This window comes from Mucilaginibacter sp. P4_E8 (assembly GCF_056401495.1).
Window position 1 is genome coordinate 1 of record NZ_JBFUJG010000329.1, and the last position, 2,055, is coordinate 2,055.

General features: G+C 37.7%; 4 protein-coding genes. All 4 read right to left on the reverse strand.

Going from position 1 to position 2,055, the window contains the following annotated elements; genetic code table 11:
• A partial coding sequence (locus AC1DRQ_RS31050; RefSeq protein WP_477429919.1) for a hypothetical protein occupies positions 1-869 on the reverse strand: 869 nt, incomplete at its 3' end.
• The gene (locus tag AC1DRQ_RS31055; protein ID WP_477429921.1) at positions 859-1,251 is read right to left on the reverse strand and encodes a VOC family protein; all 393 of its coding nucleotides are present in this window, start codon (positions 1,249-1,251) and stop codon (positions 859-861) included. The genes AC1DRQ_RS31050 and AC1DRQ_RS31055, both read right to left, overlap by 11 nt.
• 38 nt (positions 1,252-1,289) lie before the next feature.
• Complete coding sequence (locus AC1DRQ_RS31060; protein ID WP_477429923.1) at positions 1,290-1,679, reverse strand: VOC family protein; 390 nt, start codon at positions 1,677-1,679, stop codon at positions 1,290-1,292.
• Between the two features lie 76 nt (positions 1,680-1,755).
• Positions 1,756-2,055: Crp/Fnr family transcriptional regulator (locus AC1DRQ_RS31065; RefSeq protein ID WP_477429925.1), on the reverse strand; the 300-nt coding region annotated here is incomplete at its 5' end.

A 2,055-nucleotide genomic window follows, 5' to 3' on the forward strand; every position in this document is an offset into this window, starting at 1 on the left:
CTCAAACGCCATGAAGTACGGATCCGCCCGGCCTTTCTAAAATTGGTAAACTGTTCCTCTGTTGCACTTTCTGACAAATATTTTAATGAACCTAATGCTTGATGTCCGCGCTCTGCTTCTTTGTCAATTATAAAACCTTCGCTTTTGAAAAAAGCTTCGGCCTCTTCAAAACTTTCAAATTTGTTTTCTTCAATGCGGTGTTCCTTGAAAAATTGCTGTAACTGATCGTTCGGGGTTAAGTTGGAGAGCTTCCTTTCCGATTTAACATAAATATCAGCAGTGATCCAGTATCCACCTCTTTTTTTAAGCACACTGCGGATGTTATGGCATAGCTTTTTCTTTTCGTTCATGTCAAGATAAACCAGTAAGCCTTCGTTTACAATTACAATTTCATCTTCGGGGAAATGATTGGCAACGGCAGTGAAATCAGCTTCATTCAGCGCGTTCAGCGGCAAAGTTTCCAGTTTGCCCTTTGATGTTATATTGTGTTGCAAGGCTGCCAGAAGGTTTAACTTGGTATCAATTACATCAGGCAGATCGGTGTCTACATAATAAATATCATTATTAATAACCGTATTTAACCCACGGAAAGAAAATCCCGATGAAAGCTCTAATACATTTTTAACAGGCAGATCTGATAATAACTGATTAATACTCTTATACCGGGATTCAAAATGCAGCACCCTGGCCCAAAATGCAAAATCCTTGATATTAAAATCAGGTTGATAAGCAAGTGGCCGGCTAATTAACTCAGCCGCTTCGCGGGCAAAGGGAATGTCCGTTAAACCTTTTAATAATAATAACGACCTTGCTGAGGGACTGATAGAACTGTAATCGCGGTCTTGTAAAGATGGTTGTTCATTTGTCATGGGTATCATGCGGGGGTAGGGTATATTGATATGGTTGTTGTATGATAATACAAACCGAAGTTTCATCGTGCAAGGCAAATTCCTTTAATCCCCAGGGCTGGTGCTTGATTACGTTTAAATTAGGGTGAAGAATTTCGGGATGTTTAGTGCTGATCTCCTCATAAAAATCTTCAATATCATCTGTCTCTATCCTATACTCTGGCCTGTCGCCTATGGTAAAGTTTTCTTCACTTACCACCAGTTGAATGGTTACATTATCGCGTTTTATGATATAAAATCCATCATCGCTGTACTTTACTTCAAACCCCAGGGCGGTAAAAAACTTTAGGCCGATACTAATATCGTCATAAATGATTTTCGGGATTATTTTAAGTAAACTCATTTTGTTTGAATGGTAAAATAATGATTATTTAAGGATGATCATGAAACAGGATTATAACAGATCTCCCAATAATTATCTTCGGGGTCGGCTATGATACCTCCGTAACCGCCCCAAAAAAACTGTTGCGGTTCTTTAATAATATTTACGCCTTTAACTTTCAGTTCTGCGAATAAATCATCAGTTTTCCGGCGCGAATCGGTATTTATAGTCAGATAAAATTTGGGGTGATTATATTCTCCTTGCTGTAAGTCTAAATATTTTGCATGATCCTTTTTCTTGTAAAGTGTCAAAATGATGTGATCTAATCTAAACATCACAATATCAGGACTCTCATCCATGATTTCCCATTCAAACAGTTCAACATAAAATAGCTTCAGTTTCACTATGTCTTTTACAGCAATGGTTATAGCATTCAATTGTGGTTTCATACAATCCAAATTTGTATCACAAAACTCAGTAGTATTAATTAAAAAGTATTTAACAAAAGTTAAATAATACAAATGATCATTTGATCTTATTCCTGATGCGACTTAAGGATACCTGCGTAATGCCCAGGTACGAAGCTATGTGCTGCAATGGTACACGCCTGATCACTTCAGGCTTTTCCTTTAACAGGTTTTCATAACGCTGTGTAGGGCTGTCTTTGAGGTATGAGAAAAAATGCCTCATAAATTCGGCTTGCTTTTCGGCAGCATGCTCAATCATTGAATGATATAATACTTGCTCTTTTTTAACCATTTCCATATCCCCTGCATCTAACCAGCGTAACGCAGATGGTTCCATAGTTTCGATGCTGAATATACT

Coding starts and splice junctions, on each gene's coding strand:
- AC1DRQ_RS31060 (WP_477429923.1), bottom strand. CDS start 1,679: ATGAAACCACAATTGAATGCTATAACCATTGCTGTAAAAGACATAGTG.
- AC1DRQ_RS31055 (WP_477429921.1), bottom strand. CDS start 1,251: ATGAGTTTACTTAAAATAATCCCGAAAATCATTTATGACGATATTAGT.